The sequence below is a fragment of the Nocardiopsis coralli genome (assembly GCF_014892575.1).
In the GTDB taxonomy this organism is placed as follows: Bacteria; Actinomycetota; Actinomycetes; order Streptosporangiales; family Streptosporangiaceae; genus Nocardiopsis; species Nocardiopsis coralli.
Genome location: NZ_JADBGI010000015.1, coordinates 29,790 through 44,962, shown reverse-complemented (window position 1 = coordinate 44,962; position 15,173 = coordinate 29,790). Strand labels below are relative to the sequence as shown.

Here is a 15,173-nt window from a genome sequence, read left to right as displayed (position 1 = left end):
GTTCATCACAAGTGAACGAATATTCACTTCTGCTGAGCCAAGATTCAGGGAGGCCGGACATGGAACCGTTCCAGGACGTCGACTACTCCGTCGAGGGCACCACCGCCGTCATCACCATCGACCGCCCCGACAGCCACAACGCCTTCCGGGGCCGCACCGTCGACGAACTCATCGCCTCCTTCCGCCGGGCCTGGGGCGATCCGACGGTGCGCGCGGTCATCCTCACCGGCGCCGGGAAGAAGGCCTTCTGCCCCGGCGGCGACGTCAAGCAGCGCGCCGAGACCGGCGACTACGGCCCCACCGACAGCGGGCTCTTCGAGATCGGCCGCCTGCACCGCATCATCCGCGACATCCCCAAGCCCGTCATCGCCGCCGTCAACGGGGTCGCGGTCGGCGGCGGCCACGTCCTGCACGTGCTGTGCGACCTGTCCATCGCCGCCGCGAGCGCCCGCTTCGGCCAGGCCGGGCCCAAGGTCGGATCCTTCGACGCCGGTTTCGGCACCGCCTACCTCGCCCGCGTCGTCGGCGAGAAGCGCGCCCGCCAGATGTGGTTCCTGTGCCACCTCTACGACGCCGAGACCGCCGAGCGCTGGGGCCTGGTCAACGCCGTCGTGCCCGACGAGGACCTCATGGCCACCGCCCGGCAGTGGGCCGAGGAGATCGGGCAGAAGAGCCCCACCGCGCTGCGCTTCCTCAAGCAGTCCTTCAACGCCGACACCGACCACCAGGCCGGCCTGAGCAGCCTGTCCATGTCGGCCCTGGACCTCTTCGGCTCCTCCGACGAGGGCAAGGAGGGCGCCCGCGCCTTCTCCGAGAAGCGCGCCCCCGACTTCTCCCAGTTCGTCTGAGCCGGGGCAGACCATGGACTTCGCACCCACACCCGCCCAGACCGGGGCCGCCGAGAAGGCCAAGGTCCTGGCCCGCACCCACGTCGCACCCGGGGCCGCCGACCGCGAGGCCGCCGGACGCGTCGAACCAGAACTGCTGAGCGCGATGGGATCGCACGGCCTCATCGCCCCCGAACTGCCCGCGCACCTGGGCGGAGACGGGGCCGACCGCATCACCGCCGGGCTCGTGACCGAGGAGATCGCAGCCGGGGACGTCTCCGCCGCCTACGTGCAGGTCGTGGGCTCCCTCGTCGGGCAGATCCTCGCCGAGCACGCACCGCCCGAACTCGCCCGAACCTGGGTGCGGCGGCTGTGCTCGGGCCAGGACCTCATCGGTATCGGCCTGACCGAGCCCCACGCCGGCTCCGATGCCGCCAACCTCCACCTCACGGCACGGCGCGAGGGCGACACCTACGTGCTCGACGGGGTGAAGTCGCTGTCCTTCTGCGGGCAGGCCTCGGCGGCCGTACTCATCGCCCGCACCGGCCCCGACCGGAGGCGGGGGCGCGACATCAGCGCCTTCCTCGTCCCGCTCGACCTGCCCGGCGTGACCCGCGAACCCTACTCCGACATGGGAACAAAGGCGGTGGGCCGGGGCGCCGTGCATCTGGACGGTGTGCGGGTGCCCGCCGACCACCGGTTGGGCCCCGAGGGCGAGGGGTTCTCCCACGTCCTGCAGGGTTTCGACTTCAGCCGCGCCCTCATCGGGCTCCAGTGCCTGGGTGCGGCCCGCAGCTCCCTCGAGGAGACCTGGGAGTACGTCGGGGAGCGCACCGCCTTCGACCGGCCCCTGAGCACGTTCCAGGGCGTGGCCTTCCCGCTGGCCGAGGCCGAGACCCGCCTGTCGGCCGCCCGACTGCTGTGCCTGCGCACCCTCTGGCTCAAGGACACCGGGCAGCCCCACACCTCCGAGGCCGCCATGTGCAAGTGGTGGGCCCCGGTGGTCGCCCACGAGATCGCCCAGCAGTGCCTGCTCCTGCACGGCCAGTACGGCTACCGCACCGAACGGCCCCTCGAGCAGCGCATGCGCGACGTCCTCGGGCTGCAGATCGGCGACGGTACCGCCCAGATCATGAAGCTCGTCATCGCCCGGCAGCGTCTGGGCCGCGAGCTGGCCCCCTGACCCCGACCCCGCCTTCGACCCCGGGCCCGATCTCCCGGGGCCATCCCGACCCCCGAACCGAGAGGCAAGCACCATGGGACGACTGCAGGACCAGGTCGCGTTCGTGACCGGCGCCGGACGCGGCATCGGACGCGCCGTGGCCGGCAAACTCGCCGCCGAGGGCGCCCACGTCGTGGCCACCGACGTCGACGAGGGCGCGGCCAAGCAGGCCGCGCAGGACCTGGGCGGGCGCGCCCTGGGCCTGGGCACCGACGTCACCGACCCCGACTCCGTCTCCGCCGCGCTCGCCCGGGCGCAGGAGGAGTTCGACGGGATCGACGTGCTCGTCAACAACGCCGGCTGGGACACCGCCGGCCCGTTCGTGGACTCCGACCCCGCCGACTGGGACCGCATCGTGCAGATCAACCTCTACGGGGTCCTGCACACCTGCCGCGCCGTGCTGCCCCACATGATCGGACGCGGCAGGGGAGCGGTGGTCAACATCGGCTCCGACGCCGGACGCGTGGGCTCCTCGGGCGAGGCCGTCTACTCCGCGGCCAAGGGAGGGGTCATCGCCTTCACCAAGGCCGCCGCACGCGAGGTCGCCCGCCACGGTGTCACCGTCAACTGCGTCAGCCCCGGGCCCACCGACACCGAGCTGTTCTCCTCCATCGGCGGTGAGGACCCCAAGCTGCGCACCGCCCTGACCAAGGCGATCCCCCTGCGCCGGCTGGGTGAGCCCACCGACCTGGCCAACGCGGTCGCCTTCCTCGCCTCCCCGGAGGCCTCCTTCGTCACCGGCCAGACCGTCAGCGTCAGCGGCGGACTCACGATGAGCTGAGGAAAGGGGCAGTGATGACCCTGAGGACCCACCTGACCCCCGAGCGCATCGCGGCACACACCGCTTCCGGCCACTGGCCCGGCCGGCTGATCACCGATGACCTGGACCTGGCCGCCGACCGGACCCCGGCCCGCACCGCCGTCGTCGACAGCCACCGCAGCACCGACCACGCCCGCCTGCGCGAGGAGGTCGACCTCTGCGCCTTCGCCCTCCTGGACCTGGGGGTGCGCCCCGGCGACGTGGTCTCCTTCCAACTGCCCAACCGCACCGAGTGGATCGTGCTGCACCTGGCCGCCACCCGTATCGGCGCGGTCAGCCACCCCGTGATCCCCGCCCACCGCGAACGCGAGGTCGGCTTCGCGCTGCGGCTGGCGCGCTCCAAGGTGCTCGTCGTGCCGCGTACCTTCCGCGGGTTCGACCACGTGGCCATGGTCGAGCGCATGCGCCCCGACCTGCCCGACCTCGAACACGTCGTGGTGGTGCCCGATGCCGGCGAACCCGCGCCCGAGGGCACCCGACCTTGGTCGGACCTGGTCGCCGACCGGGGGCGGGACCCCGCAACCCTGGCGGCCCTGCGCCCGGAACCGGACGACCTCACCCTGCTCATCTTCACCTCCGGCACCACCGGTGAGCCCAAGGGGGTCATGCACACCCACAACACGCTCGCGGCCGCGCTCGAGCCCCTGCCCGCCCGGCTCGGCCACGGCCCCGACAGCGTGCTGCACATGGCTTCCACGTTCGCGCACCTGACCGGGTTGCTCTACGGGGTGCGCCTGGCCCTGATGCTGGGGGCGACCGGCGTCTACCAGGAGGTGTGGGACCCGGCCCGGTTCGCCGACCTCGTGGAACGCCACCGCATCACCTCGACCTCGGCGGCCACCCCGTTCCTGCAGGACGTACTGTCCCTGCCGGATCTGGGCGGGCGCGACCTGTCGTCCCTGCGCACGTTCTGCTGCATGGGTGCGCCCATCCCGCGCGTGCTGCTGCGCCGGGCCCGCACCGAACTGCCCGGGGCCGCGGTCGTGGGCGGATGGGGCCAGACCGAGAACGCCCTGGTCACCCTGGGCAGCCCCGACGACCCCGAGCACAAGATCGTCGAGACCGACGGGCGGCCCTGGCCCGGTATGAGCGTGCGGGTGGTCGACGACGCGGGGACCCCGTTGCCGTCGGGGGAGGAGGGGCGGCTGCAGGTGCGCGGCCCGTTCCTGTTCGCGGGGTACGCCGAACGCCCCGACCTGACCGAGGCCTCCTACGAGGACGGCTGGTTCGACACCGGCGACCTGGCCTCGGTGGATGCCGACGGGTACGTGGGCATCCGCGGGCGCACCAAGGACGTCATCATCCGCGGCGGGGAGAACATCCCCGTGGTCTACGTGGAGAACGTGCTGTCCGAGCACCCCGCCATCGACACGGTCGCGGTCGTGGCGGTCTCCGACCCCCGGCTCCAGGAACGCGCCTGCGCCGTGGTGACGCTCCAGGAGGGCACGCGCGGGCTCACCCTCGAGGACCTGCGGGCCTTCCTCGCCGACCAGGGGGTGGCCAAGCCCTACTGGCCCGAACGGGTGGAAGTGGTCGAGTCCCTTCCGCGTACACCCAGCGGCAAGATCCAGAAGTTCCGGCTGCGCCAGGACCTGGAGAAGGGCGGGGCCGGCCCGGCGGACTGAACCGGTCCCCGCACACAGCGGTGCCCGCCGTCGGGGCGACGGCGGGCACCGGCAGGGCGCTCGACCTCGAGCGGGGTGAGAGGTCGTGCGCCGGTCAGCGGGAGATGTCGTCGGCGCCGCGCGCCGGACCGTGGTAGAAGGTGCGTTCGGGCTCGTCGTCGGGCACGGCCGGGTAGGAGGGCGCGTCGGCCGGGTCGGTCCCGCCGCGCGGCGGGATGCTCACGCCCTTGGCCTCGAGCACGCTCGTGGTGGCGCTGCGCAGGTCGGGCAGCATCCCGTAGAGGACCTCGCCCGGGCACTCGGTGGCGTTGAAGTCGCGGTGGCCCACGATCGCGTCCTGCGGGTTGAGCCCGTAGGCCTCGCACAGCCACGCCAGGGTCTCCACGAGGGCGTCGATCAGCTCGCTGGTGGGCTCGACGTCGGTGTAGGTGCCCTCGTTCTCGATGCCGATCGTGGTGTTGTTGTGGTTGGCCACGTGCGTGCCCACGCACTGTGTGCCCTCGCGGATGGCCGGCAGCGCACGGTCGCGGCCCTCCATGATGTGCCCGCCGCGGCTGATGGTGAGCTGCTGGCCGGTGTCGATCCACCCGTTGTCGTCCATGTGGAAGTTCTGGATGGACCTCGACAGCGCCAGGGCATGGCCCTCGGACAGGTCGTCGCTGTTGGGGGTGGCGGTGTGGTGCACCACGATCTGGGTCGGCGGCTCGGCCAGGATCTGCACGGGGCTGGACGGAGACCGGGCGTCCCAGTCGGCGCGGGTGTACAGCGACGGTTCGGCGATCCGGACCGGGGAGGCCTGTACGGGGGCGACGGTGAACGCTCCGCCGATCGCGACCGCGCCCGAGGTGAGGGCGGCGCCGCGCAACAGGGTTCTGCGGTCGGGTCCGGGGGTGGGGGAGTCTGGCATGGAGGTTTCCTTCTGCCGGCGTTGATGTGCCAGTAGTAAAAGAACATGCCCCGTCCGCGTTTGGCAAAGGGTGGCGGAGAAGAATGAGGGGCCGAATCCGGCCACAATGTAAACCCGGTGCCCCTCTGGAGTGCAAGGGTTTTCTGTAGTAAACGGAAGGCCTGTTCCCCGTGTCTCTGCACAATGGCCCGGAGTTCTTTTTGTATTAACGTCCATTGTGGATTCGGGTCATCCTGTGCGTACACAAAAAAGGAACATCGAACCTTTCGGTTCGATGTTCCGAATGTAATGCACCGTTAACGCTCACGCCACCGGTTCGGCCTCACGCTCTGGCTGCGAGACCGGGACCAGACGCCCGGTCCGGTGCAGCCACCAGTCCGCCAGCAGCGTCGTCAGGGGTGGGATCGAGGCCGCCAGCGTCACCAGCGTCGCCCACAGGCTCCACCGGAACTTCAGGGCCGCCGCCAGCGCCACGATCACGTAGACGATGAAAGCGCCGCCGTGCAGCGGACCGAAGATCTGCACCCCGATCTCGTTTCCGCTGCCGAGGTACTTCACCCCCATGCCGATGAGGAGCCCGGCCCAGGTGAAGGCCTCGAAAGCCGCGACCACACGAAAGATCAGGGCCGTCGTACGGGGTTTGATGTTCACGTTCTTCCTCGGGCTCTCCGGTCGGCCGGACACACGTCGGTCCCGGTGCAGACCGGGACCCCGGCCCAGGTTACGGCACCCGCCACAGCACACCCCGCCGGGTCCGGGTGAGGGCACCCTCACCCCGTCGAGTGCAGGTGCTCGGCGGCCACCGCGAGCACCGCCTCGGAGACCGCGTCCAGCGCCGGGGAGGAGACGTTCCACCGCTGCCAGTGCAACCGCACCCGCACCGGCCGCTCCGGCGCCAGATCCACCAACCGGCCCGCGGCCACGTGCTCGGCACACTGCTGCTCGGGCACCACACCCCACCCCAGGCCGAACACGATCGCCCGCGCGAAGTCCTCCGAGGCCGGAACGTAGTGGCGCGGCCCCTCCGCCTCACGCCCGGTGAGAGCGCGTACGAAACGGTCCTGGAGCTCGTCGCTGCGGTCGTAGTTGACCATCGGAGCCCGCACCAGCGCCTGCTCGCGACCGCCTTGCAGATGCTTGCGGGCGAAGTCCGGACTACAGGCCGCCCGGTAGTGCAGCGCCCCCAACGGCTCGGTCGAACACCCTTGCACCGTCGCCGGACGCGAGGTCACCGCACCCATCACCGTGCCCGCGCGCAACAGCTCCGCGGTGTGCTGCTCGTCCTCCCGGTGGACCTCGAAGGTCACGCCCGCCTCCTCCGGGACGGCAGCCAGCGCCTCGGTGAACCACGTGGCCAGACTGTCGGCGTTGACGGCCAACGGCACCCGCACTCGCCCGTGCTCGCGCCCCTCGGCCCGCAGCGCCCGCGCGGTGTCCTCGTCCAGCATCACCACCTGGCGGGCGTGCCGCAGCACCACGTCGCCCGCCGCGGTCGTGCCCACCGGTGTCGTGCGCCGCACCAGCACCGTGCCGGCCGAGCGCTCCATCGCCCGCACCCGCTGGGAGACCGCCGAGGTACTCACCCGCAGCCGGTGGGCCGCGCCCTCGAAGGACCCCTCGTCCACCAGGGCCGCCAAGGTGTGCAGATGCTCGAAACGGAACGGCATGTGAAGCTCCCCTTCACAGTCCTGAAAAAGATGAACCTCACTGTACAGCCGCGATGAACGCGCCCTAACGTTCCGCACATGACACCCCTGATCACCCTGCTCACCGGCCTGGGCACCGGGCTCGCCCTCATCGTCGCGATCGGCGCACAGAACGCCCACGTGCTGCGCGTGGGGATCCAGGCCTGCCCCGGAACCGTGCTCCCCGTCGTGGCCGTGTGCGCGCTCTCCGACGCCGTGCTCATCACCGCCGGGGTTCTGGGCGTCGGCGCCCTCGTCCAGGCCCTGCCCTCCCTGATGGAGGCGATCCGCCTGCTCGGCGCGGGGTTCCTCCTCGCCTACGGCCTCCTGGCGCTGCGCAGGGTCCTGCGCCCCGGAACCCTCACCGCCGCCGACGCCCCGGTCGGCCCCGCACGCGGGGGCGCCGTGGCCACCGCGCTGGTGCTCACCTGGCTCAACCCGCACGTGTACCTGGACACCGTGGTCCTGCTCGGCTCCCTGGCCAACCAGCAGGACGGCGACCTGCGCTGGTGGTGGGCGATCGGGGCCGTCACCGGGAGCTTCGTGTGGTTCGCCGCCCTCGGCGGAGCCGCCCGACTGCTGCGCCCCCTGTTCGCCCGGCCCGGCGCCTGGCGCGTGCTCGACCTGCTCGTGGCCGCCCTGATGCTCACCCTCGGTGTGACACTCGCCCTGGGAACGTGACCCCGCAGGGGTGCCCTCCGGCTGCCACCAGGCCCTACCGTGTCGGGCACCGACACGCACAGCGAACGGAGACACCGGCTTGAGCCCCGCCACCGACTCCCTGCGCGCAGCGCGCGACCTCCTCCTCGACCTGCGCACCGACCACGCCGCCGCCCTGGAACGCTTCGCCTGGCCCGACGTGGGCGAGAGCTTCAACTGGGCGCACGACTGGTTCGACCCCATGGCCCGCGGCAGCGAGCGGCCCGCTCTGGTCATCGTCGAACCGGACGGCAGCCGCGCCTCCCACACCTTCGACGAGATGGCCCGGCGCTCCGACCGCCTCGCCGTCTGGCTCTCGCGCCAGGGCGTGCGGCGCGGCGACGCGGTCCTCGTCATGCTCGGCAACCAGGTCGAACTCTGGGACACCATGCTCGCGGCGATCAAGCTCGGCGCGGTCCTGGTGCCCACCACCCCGGCGGTGGACCACGCCGGCCTGGTCGACCGCATCGAACGCAGCGGGGCCCGGCACGTGGTGTGCAACGCCGCCGACACCGCCAAGTTCGCCGACACCGGCGCAGAGCTGACCCGGATCGCCGTCGGCGGCGCCTCCGGATGGCTCGACCCCGCCGACGCCCAGGGCCTCGGGGACGTGCGCCCCGACCACCCCGGCAACGCCTCCGACGATCGCCTGCTGCTCTACTTCACCTCCGGTACCACCAGCCGCCCCAAGCTCGTCGAGCACACCCACGTCTCCTATCCCGTGGGCCACCTGAGCACCCTGTACTGGCTCGGCCTGCGACCGGGGGACGTGCATCTCAACGTCTCCTCGCCCGGCTGGGCCAAGCACGCGTGGTCCAACTTCTTCGCGCCCTGGCTGGCCGAGGCGACCGTGTTCCTGTACAACTACGACCGCTTCGACGCCGACGCTCTGCTCGGGCGCCTGGCCTCGGAGGGCGTGACCACCTTCTGCGCCCCGCCCACCGTGTGGCGCATGCTCATCAACGCCGACCTGTCCGGCGGCCCCGGAACCCTGCGCGAGGCGATCGGCGCCGGCGAACCCCTCAACCCGGAGGTCATCGCGCAGGTCGAGCGCCACTGGGGGCTGACGATCCGCGACGGGTACGGCCAGACGGAGATGACCGCGACCGTGGCCAACACCCCCGGGCAGGACGTGCGTCCCGGTTCCATGGGCCGCCCCCTGCCCGGCGTCCCTGTGGTGCTGGTCGACACCGCCACCGGCCGTCCCGTCGAACCCGGGGAGGGGGACGCGGAGGGCGAGATCTGCCTCGACCTGTCGCAGGTGCCCCTGACCCTCATGACCGGTTACCAGGGCGACCCCGAACGCGACGCCGAGGCGAAGCAGGACGGTTATTACCACACCGGGGACGTGGCCACCCTCGGCGCGGACGGGCAGATCACCTACGTGGGCCGCACCGACGACGTCTTCAAGTCCAGCGATTACAAGGTGAGCCCGTTCGAGGTCGAGAGCGTGCTCCTGGAACACCCCGCCGTCGCCGAGGCCGCCGTGGTGCCCGCACCCGACCCGGTGCGGCTGAGCGTGCCCAAGGCCTACCTCGCTCTCGCACCTGGGCACGAACCCACCCGCGAGACCGCCCGCGCGGTCTTCGCCCACTCCCGGCAGCATCTGGCGCCGTGGCAGCGGGTGCGGCGCGTGGAGTTCGCGGTGCTGCCCAAGACCGTCTCCGGCAAGATCCGCCGCGTGGAACTGCGCTCGCGCGAGGACGAGGGCACGGGCGCCGGCGGGGAGTGGCGCGAGGACCAGTTCCCGGAGTTGCGCACCGGGACCGCCTGAGAACCCTCAGCCCGGCCCCGGGGCGCTCCCGGGGCCGGGGCGGGGTCAGAACGTGCGCTGGTCGCGGCGGAGCGGATGGTCCTCGGGGATCTGCACGAGCACGATCTTCACGCCGTCCGGGTCGGCGATCCAGCCCTCCACCAGCCCCCAGAACTCCTGCTGGGGCTCGCGCAGCCCCTCGGCGCCGCGCTCGACCGCACGGCCGTACTCGGCGTGCACATCGCGCACCTGCACCCACAGCACCATGCCGGCGGGCACGGCGTCCTCGGCGTGGCCCGAGACCTCCAGGAACCCGTTGCCCAGGAAGAACACGGTTCCGGGTGACTCGGGGCGGCCGAACTCGCGGTGCACGGCCAGGCCCAGTACGTCGCGGTAGAAGGCGCGGCTGCGCTCGGGGTCGGTGGGGCGGATCAGTACGCGGCTGCTCAGGACATCCATGCCCCCGATCCTGCCGCCCGGTCCCGCCCGGGGGCCAGAGCGCCCCGGCGCCTCCGATCTGGGAACGCTCCCAGGTACCGGGTCCCCGAATGGTCACGGCTCGGTGAAGGATTGTCCTGGCTGTTGACGCAGTGACGCGTGAGTTCCAAAGTTGAGCGAAGCGGGATGAACGTGATCTGAAGCACATGACAGCGGATCGTCCGACGACCGGATCCACGCCCGGTCGCCCCGGCCCGCGTCTGGAGAGGACCCCCCAATGCGTGCACGGTATACCCAGGTGTCGGCCGCGGTCCTGGCCGCGGCCCTGCTCGCCTCAGGATGCGGCGGAGACGGCGGAGGGGACGGCACCGAGGTCGAGGTCTTCTCCTGGTGGACCGGCGGCGGCGAGGAGGCCGGGCTCGACGCCCTCATCGAACGCTTCGAGGAGGACCACCCCGACGTCGAGTTCGTCAACGCGGCCGTCGCCGGGGGATCGGGCACCAACGCCCAGGCCGTGCTCGAGGGCCGCCTGCAGAGCCAGGACCCGCCCGACTCCTTCCAGGGCCACGCCGGCGCCGAGCTGCAGGACTACATCGAGGCCGGCTACCTGCAGCCCCTCGACGACTTCTTCGACGAACAGGGCCTGCAGGAGGCCATGCCCGACCAGCTCACCGAACAGATCACCTACGAGGGCAGCGTCTACTCGGTCCCGGTCAACGTGCACCGCTCCAACGTCCTGTGGTCCAACCCCGGCGTGCTCGAGGAGGCGGGCATCGAGGAGAGCCCCGAGACCCTCGACGAACTGATCGACGCGCTGGAGACGGTCGAGCAGGAGACCGACGCCATCCCCATGGCCGTGGGTGCGCAGTGGACCGTCGACCACCTGCTCGAATCGGTCCTGCTCGGATCCCTGGGCACCGACGCCTACAACGAGCTCTGGGAACCCGGCGCGGACTGGGACACCCCCGAGGTCACCGAGGCTCTGGAGTCCTTCGAGCAGATCATGGAGTACACCCAGGAGGAATCGGCCGCCGAGGACTGGCAGGAGGCCTCCCGCCGTGTCTCCGAGGGCGAGGCCGCCTTCAACGTGATGGGTGACTGGGCCGCCGGTTACTTCGACGAGGTGGGCGCCACCGCCGGCGAGGACTACGACTGGGCGCCCTCCCCGGGCACCGACGGCACCTACATGTGGCTCTCCGACAGCTTCACCCTGCCCGAGGGCGCGCCCAACGAGGACGCCGCCCGCTCCTGGCTCGAACTGGTCTCCAGCGCCGAGGGCCAGGACCTGTTCAACCCGGTCAAGGGTTCCATCCCCGCCCGTGACGACACCGACCCGGCCGCCTACGAGGACAGCGCCTACCTGTCCGAGGCGCTCGCCGAGTGGCAGGACGAGCCCGAACTGGCCGGGTCGTTCTGGCACGGTGTCACCGTCGGCAACCGGTGGAAGAACGACGTGGACACCGCGGTCGGCCTCTACCTCGGCGACGGCGACCTGGGCACCCTCCAGGAGTCCCTGCACGAGGCCGCGCAAGCCGAATGAGCCGAGACAGCGCGCAGGCCGGGGCCGACACCGCCACCGAGCGGCGGCCCCGGCCGAGAACCCCCGGCCGGCTGCACCGCATGCGGGTCCGGTCCCGCACCTGGTTGCCCGGCCTGCTCTTGGTCTCCCCGTCGATCCTGCTGATCGGCGTCTTCGTCTACGGCATGATCGGCTGGAACACGAGCCTGGCCCTGAGTGACCAGCACGCCCCGGTCCAGGACGGCTCCTTCGTCGGCCTGACCAACTTCGTCGAACTCTGGCAGGAGTCGCGGTGGCCGGCCGCCGTCGGCAACGCCGTCGTCTTCACCGTCGTGTTCGTGGGAGGCGCCCTGCTCCTGGGCTGGTTCCTGGGGCTCATGCTCGACAAGGGGATCCGCGGCGAGGCGGCCTTCCGCACCCTGTTCCTGGCACCCATGGCGGTGTCCTTCATCGCCACCGGTGTGGTCTGGCGCTGGCTCATGAACCCCGCCCCCGCCGAACGTGCCACCGGGCTCAACGCCCTGTTCGTCCAGTTCGACCTGGAGTTCCTGGTCAACGACTGGTGGACCGCGCCGAACATGGGCATGGCGGCCATGGCCCTGCCCGCGATCTGGCAGCTGTCGGGTTACATCATGGCGCTGTTCCTGGCCGGGTTCCGCGGGGTCCCCGAGGAACTGCGCGAGGCCGCCCGCGTCGACGGCTGCTCCGAATGGGGTGTGTACCGGCACGTGGTCATGCCGCAGCTGCGCCCGGTCACGCTCAGCGCCGTCATCATCCTCGGCCACATGTCCCTCAAGGTCTTCGACCTCATCATCGCCATCGCCGGACAACAGATCGTCGCCGACGTGCCCGCCGTGTACATGTGGACGACCGTGTTCGAGGTCCGCGACCCGGCCAAGGGCGCCACCATCGCCAGTTACCTGCTCATCGCGGTGGCGGTCTTCGTCATCCCCTACCTGGTGTGGACCATCCGCAAGGAACGGAGTGAGGGCCGGTGAACCGCAGCGCGTCCGAACGTGTCACGGCCACGGTGAGCAGGGCCCCGGGCACGACACCGGTGGGGCAGGCGGTCAAGTTCACCGTTCTGTTCGTGCTGGCCGCCCTGTTCCTGCTGCCGATGTACGTCCTGCTGGTCACGGCGTTCAAGCCCTTCGACGAGGCCACGGCCGCACGCGCCTGGCTGTTGCCGCAGAGCTGGAGCCTGGAGGGGTGGGCGGCCGCGTGGGACGCCCTGGCGCCGGGGCTGTGGAACAGCGTGCAGATGGTCGTGCCCAGCGCGATCCTGTCGGCCGTGCTGGGGTCGATGAACGGGTTCGTGCTGGCCCGCTGGCGTTTTCCCGGGGCCGACACCGTCTTCACCCTGTTCCTGTTCGGGATGTTCATCCCCTACCAGGCGGTGATGATCCCGCTCCAGCAGACGATGGTCGAGGCCGGGCTCATGGGCGGGCTGTTCCCGCTGATCCTGGCGCACACCGTCTACGGGATCCCGATCTGCACCCTGATCTTCCGCAACTACTACGCGTCGATCCCGCACACCCTCATCGAGGCGGCGCGCGTGGACGGGGCGGGGCTGCTGCGCACCTACCGGTCGGTGATCCTGCCGGTCTCGGCGCCGGTCTTCGCGGTCACCCTCATCTGGCAGTTCACCTCGGCGTGGAACGACTTCCTGTTCGCGGTCTTCCTCACCGGGCCCAACACCTGGCCGGTCACCGTGCAGCTGAACAACGTGGCCGGATCGATGGTGGTGCCCTACAACCAGCAGATGGCCGCCGCGGTACTGGCGTCGCTGCCCACGCTGGTGATCTACCTGGTGCTGGGGCGGTACTTCATGCGCGGACTCATGGCCGGTGCGCTCAAGGGGTGAGGGCGGGCCCCGACGGCCCGGGGCCCGCGTGCTCAACCGCGCACCTGGTCGGCGAAGCGCGTGACGTAACGCTGCTGCCAGGGTGTCTCGACGGCGTTGTGGTCGTAGTTGTACCGGACGAAGGACACCGCCTCACGGGCCGGCATCCCGTCGAGGACGGCCAGGCAGGACAGGGAGGTGCCGGTGCGGCCGTGGCCGCCCTCGCAGGCGATCTCCACCCGCTCGGTCTCGGCGCGTTCCCAGGCCTCCCAGAAGGCCTCGGCCGCGGCCTTGCGGTCGGTGGGCAGGCCGAAGTCGGGCCAGTGCAGCCACCGGTTGGTCCAGGTGACGGTGGGGGGTTCGTGTCCCAGCAGGTACAGGGCGAAGTCCGGCCGGGGACCCTCAGGGAAGGTCTTGGCCAGGCCCCGTCCACGGAACAGACGACCCGAGGGCAGTTGGAGGACCCCCGGGGATCGGGGTTCCCAGGTCGTGCTCATCCGATTGCGTCCCCTTCTCGCGAGGCGGTCGATTCGATGAAGCCGGGGGAGTGGAACGGTACTCCTTCTCCCCCGGCCGCCCCAACTGGTGCGGGAACGCATCGGTCGAACGCACTCACCGGCGGACGAAACGCCTCAGGTGTAGTCCTCCGGGGTCGGCTCACCCAGGCCCGCGCGGGACCGGGCACGACGGCCCACACCCTCCACGGCACGCAGGGCGTCGCGAACATCCTGGTGCGTGGGTTCGAACGCGAGGTTGTGGATGGTCTCCGACGGGTCCATGGCCGCGCGCACGACCTCCTCCAGGACCGCCTCGTCGGCCTCGCCCAGTCCGGCCTCGGTCAGGGTCGTGGGCAGGCCCACCCGCGCGGTGAACTCCGCGAACTCGTCGATGTCGGAGGCCTCCTCGCCCTCCAGCAGCATCTGGGTGAGCGAACCGATGTTGACCTTCTCCCCGTGGGTGAGGTGGTGGGTCCGGTCCACCGCCGTGAGCCCGTCGTGGACCGCGTGCGCCGCGGCCAGACCGCCCGACTCGAACCCGAGACCGGACAGCAGGGTGGTCGCCTCCACGATCGCCTCGACGTCCGGGGTGACCAGGTCGCTGCGTACCGCCTCCAACGCCGGGAGCGAGGAGCTCCACAACAGGTCCCAGGAGAGCTCGGCCAGGGCAGTACCGGCGTGGGTCGGAAAGCCCCCGACCATGTTGTGGCTGTGTGCACGGCGCACCGCCCGCGCCTCGATCCAGGTCGCCAGCGCATCGCCCACACCGCCGGACAGGAAGCGGGCCGGGGCCTCGGCCACGTACTGGGTGTCCACGACCACCAGGGCCGGGTTGCGGTCGTAGAAGCGGTAGGACTCGAACGCGCCGGACTCGGTGTAGACCACCGACAGCGCCGAGGTCGGGGCGTCGGTCGAGGCCACCGTCGCCGCGCTCACCCACGGCACACCGGCGTTGTCGCCGGCGGCCTTGGCGGTGTCGATGGCCGCGCCGCCGCCCAGGCCGATGATCACGTCGTGTCCGCCCTCGTCGATCACCGAAGAGACCCGGTCGGCCTCGGCCCGGGTCGGGACACCGCCGAACCGCTCGAAGACCAGCGGGACCGCGGCCTCCTCGAAGGAGCCCGAGAGCACCGGTTCGGTGAGGTCGCGGACCACGCCGTCGGCCAGCACCAGGGGTTTGGAGCCGAACCCGACCACGAGCGGTCCCAGGCGGCCCAGCGCGCCGCGCCCCTGCACGTAACGGCCGGGCGAGGCGAACACACTCACGTGTGGGCTGTTGGAGTTCTCGGCCATGACAACTTCCCCCGTAGTGATCGGCGGCAAGAACCTTCCCCTACC

The 15,173-nt window shown here is 71.2% G+C and carries 15 protein-coding genes; 9 read left to right on the top strand and 6 right to left on the bottom strand.

Going from position 1 to position 15,173, the window contains the following annotated elements; all coding sequences use genetic code 11:
- Positions 1–59: 59 nt before the first annotated feature.
- The 4 genes from IDM40_RS17395 to IDM40_RS17380 all read left to right on the top strand — a co-directional run bounded on the left by IDM40_RS17395 (position 60) and on the right by IDM40_RS17380 (position 4,494).
- Entirely contained in the window at positions 60–848 is a 789-nt protein-coding gene (locus IDM40_RS17395; protein ID WP_193123069.1) for an enoyl-CoA hydratase-related protein, read from the top strand.
- Between the two features lie 13 nt (positions 849–861).
- Positions 862–2,010 (top strand): acyl-CoA dehydrogenase family protein, encoded by a 1,149-nt coding sequence (locus IDM40_RS17390; RefSeq protein WP_193123068.1) that lies wholly within the window; start codon positions 862–864, stop codon positions 2,008–2,010.
- A 73-nt stretch (positions 2,011–2,083) separates the two neighbouring features.
- Complete coding sequence (locus IDM40_RS17385) at positions 2,084–2,830, top strand: SDR family NAD(P)-dependent oxidoreductase (RefSeq protein WP_193123067.1); 747 nt, start codon at positions 2,084–2,086, stop codon at positions 2,828–2,830.
- Positions 2,831–2,844: 14 nt separating this feature from the next.
- Entirely contained in the window at positions 2,845–4,494 is a 1,650-nt protein-coding gene (locus IDM40_RS17380; RefSeq protein ID WP_193123066.1) for an AMP-binding protein, read from the top strand.
- A 94-nt stretch (positions 4,495–4,588) separates the two neighbouring features.
- Here the strand turns inward: IDM40_RS17380 and IDM40_RS17375 are convergent, their stop codons facing one another.
- The 3 genes from IDM40_RS17375 to IDM40_RS17365 form a co-directional block, all read right to left on the bottom strand.
- Positions 4,589–5,401: a peptidoglycan recognition protein family protein gene (locus IDM40_RS17375; protein WP_193123065.1), complete on the bottom strand. Its 813-nt coding sequence runs from the start codon at positions 5,399–5,401 to the stop codon at positions 4,589–4,591.
- A 303-nt stretch (positions 5,402–5,704) separates the two neighbouring features.
- Positions 5,705–6,052: a DUF3817 domain-containing protein gene (locus tag IDM40_RS17370; protein ID WP_193123064.1), complete on the bottom strand. Its 348-nt coding sequence runs from the start codon at positions 6,050–6,052 to the stop codon at positions 5,705–5,707.
- A gap of 119 nt (positions 6,053–6,171) precedes the next feature.
- Positions 6,172–7,068: a LysR family transcriptional regulator ArgP gene (locus tag IDM40_RS17365; protein WP_193123063.1), complete on the bottom strand. Its 897-nt coding sequence runs from the start codon at positions 7,066–7,068 to the stop codon at positions 6,172–6,174.
- A gap of 78 nt (positions 7,069–7,146) precedes the next feature.
- Here IDM40_RS17365 and IDM40_RS17360 point away from each other — a divergent pair, with 78 nt between their 5' ends.
- Both IDM40_RS17360 and IDM40_RS17355 read left to right on the top strand, forming a co-directional pair.
- Positions 7,147–7,767: a LysE/ArgO family amino acid transporter gene (locus tag IDM40_RS17360; RefSeq protein ID WP_193123062.1), complete on the top strand. Its 621-nt coding sequence runs from the start codon at positions 7,147–7,149 to the stop codon at positions 7,765–7,767.
- Between the two features lie 79 nt (positions 7,768–7,846).
- Positions 7,847–9,559 (top strand): AMP-binding protein, encoded by a 1,713-nt coding sequence (locus IDM40_RS17355; RefSeq protein WP_193123061.1) that lies wholly within the window; start codon positions 7,847–7,849, stop codon positions 9,557–9,559.
- 45 nt (positions 9,560–9,604) lie between these two features.
- On the opposite strand, the gene IDM40_RS17350 is transcribed toward IDM40_RS17355, so the two are convergent.
- Positions 9,605–9,997 (bottom strand): VOC family protein, encoded by a 393-nt coding sequence (locus IDM40_RS17350; protein ID WP_193123060.1) that lies wholly within the window; start codon positions 9,995–9,997, stop codon positions 9,605–9,607.
- Positions 9,998–10,253: 256 nt separating this feature from the next.
- On the opposite strand from IDM40_RS17350, the gene IDM40_RS17345 reads away from it, so the two are divergent.
- The 3 genes from IDM40_RS17345 to IDM40_RS17335 are packed head-to-tail and all read left to right on the top strand — an operon-like array spanning position 10,254 to position 13,359.
- Complete coding sequence (locus IDM40_RS17345) at positions 10,254–11,516, top strand: ABC transporter substrate-binding protein (RefSeq protein WP_193123059.1); 1,263 nt, start codon at positions 10,254–10,256, stop codon at positions 11,514–11,516.
- Positions 11,513–12,493, top strand: coding sequence for a carbohydrate ABC transporter permease (locus IDM40_RS17340; protein WP_216630952.1), 981 nt, complete (start codon positions 11,513–11,515; stop codon positions 12,491–12,493). The genes IDM40_RS17345 and IDM40_RS17340 overlap by 4 nt, the downstream gene beginning before the upstream one ends.
- On the top strand, positions 12,490–13,359 hold the full coding sequence (locus IDM40_RS17335; protein WP_193123058.1) for a carbohydrate ABC transporter permease: 870 nt from the start codon (positions 12,490–12,492) through the stop codon (positions 13,357–13,359). Before IDM40_RS17340 ends, IDM40_RS17335 begins: the two co-directional genes overlap by 4 nt.
- Before the next feature lie 32 nt (positions 13,360–13,391).
- Here the strand turns inward: IDM40_RS17335 and IDM40_RS17330 are convergent, their stop codons facing one another.
- Positions 13,392–13,835: a protein-tyrosine phosphatase family protein gene (locus IDM40_RS17330; RefSeq protein WP_193123057.1), complete on the bottom strand. Its 444-nt coding sequence runs from the start codon at positions 13,833–13,835 to the stop codon at positions 13,392–13,394.
- 135 nt (positions 13,836–13,970) lie between these two features.
- A complete protein-coding gene (locus tag IDM40_RS17325) occupies positions 13,971–15,128 on the bottom strand; it encodes a glycerol dehydrogenase (RefSeq protein WP_193123056.1) in 1,158 nt (385 codons plus the stop codon).
- Positions 15,129–15,173: the final 45 nt, after the last annotated feature.

What these genes read in the sequence shown, in the direction of transcription:
- IDM40_RS17395 (WP_193123069.1), top strand. Translation starts at nt 60, where the DNA reads ATGGAACCGTTCCAGGACGTCGACTACTCCGTCGAGGGCACCACCGCC.
- IDM40_RS17390 (WP_193123068.1), top strand. Translation starts at nt 862, where the DNA reads ATGGACTTCGCACCCACACCCGCCCAGACCGGGGCCGCCGAGAAGGCC.
- IDM40_RS17385 (WP_193123067.1), top strand. Translation starts at nt 2,084, where the DNA reads ATGGGACGACTGCAGGACCAGGTCGCGTTCGTGACCGGCGCCGGACGC.
- IDM40_RS17380 (WP_193123066.1), top strand. Translation starts at nt 2,845, where the DNA reads ATGACCCTGAGGACCCACCTGACCCCCGAGCGCATCGCGGCACACACC.
- IDM40_RS17375 (WP_193123065.1), bottom strand. Translation starts at nt 5,401, where the DNA reads ATGCCAGACTCCCCCACCCCCGGACCCGACCGCAGAACCCTGTTGCGC.
- IDM40_RS17365 (WP_193123063.1), bottom strand. Translation starts at nt 7,068, where the DNA reads ATGCCGTTCCGTTTCGAGCATCTGCACACCTTGGCGGCCCTGGTGGAC.
- IDM40_RS17360 (WP_193123062.1), top strand. Translation starts at nt 7,147, where the DNA reads ATGACACCCCTGATCACCCTGCTCACCGGCCTGGGCACCGGGCTCGCC.
- IDM40_RS17350 (WP_193123060.1), bottom strand. Translation starts at nt 9,997, where the DNA reads ATGGATGTCCTGAGCAGCCGCGTACTGATCCGCCCCACCGACCCCGAG.
- IDM40_RS17345 (WP_193123059.1), top strand. Translation starts at nt 10,254, where the DNA reads ATGCGTGCACGGTATACCCAGGTGTCGGCCGCGGTCCTGGCCGCGGCC.
- IDM40_RS17340 (WP_216630952.1), top strand. Translation starts at nt 11,513, where the DNA reads ATGAGCCGAGACAGCGCGCAGGCCGGGGCCGACACCGCCACCGAGCGG.
- IDM40_RS17330 (WP_193123057.1), bottom strand. Translation starts at nt 13,835, where the DNA reads ATGAGCACGACCTGGGAACCCCGATCCCCGGGGGTCCTCCAACTGCCC.
- IDM40_RS17325 (WP_193123056.1), bottom strand. Translation starts at nt 15,128, where the DNA reads ATGGCCGAGAACTCCAACAGCCCACACGTGAGTGTGTTCGCCTCGCCC.